The 470-nt window shown below is 57.9% G+C and carries 1 protein-coding gene; it reads left to right on the forward strand.

Going from position 1 to position 470, the window contains the following annotated elements; translation table 11 throughout:
- A partial coding sequence (locus M3668_RS10950) for a transporter substrate-binding domain-containing protein (RefSeq protein ID WP_251380887.1) occupies positions 1-470 on the forward strand: 470 nt, incomplete at both ends.

Below are 470 nucleotides of genomic sequence, written 5' to 3' on the forward strand. Positions count from 1 at the left end.
GATCGCCCTGCCGGTCGGGCCTATCGCCGCCCATGATCTGAAAGCGCGTTTTCCGCTGATTAACTGGGTGGAAACGGATAACGTTGGCGTCGCCATGAAGATGGTAGAGGAAGGCGAAGTGGATGCCGCCGTAGCCTCGGAGCTTTCCGCCCGCTATATGATCGACCACTACTATCCACAGGGTCTGCACTACACCCGCATTGATGGACTCCCCGTCGCGGCCATTCGGCTGGCCATCCCGCGCGATGAACCGGTGCTGGCCGCCATTCTTAACAAAGCGCTGCAGGTTATTCCGCCACGGGATATTCTGCAGATGACCGAGAAGTGGTCGAAAATCTCCAGTCAGCAAATAGAGAACTGGAGCCAGTACAGCCGCCAGTTTTACCAGCTGATCGCCTTTGCGCTGGTGCTGATCGCCATCAGCCTCGGCTGGGGACTCTCTCTGTGTCGGGAAGTGCGCAAACGTAAAG

The sequence above is a fragment of the Rothia sp. P100 genome, assembly GCF_023712425.1.
Classification (GTDB): Bacteria; Actinomycetota; Actinomycetes; order Actinomycetales; family Micrococcaceae; genus Rothia; species Rothia endophytica.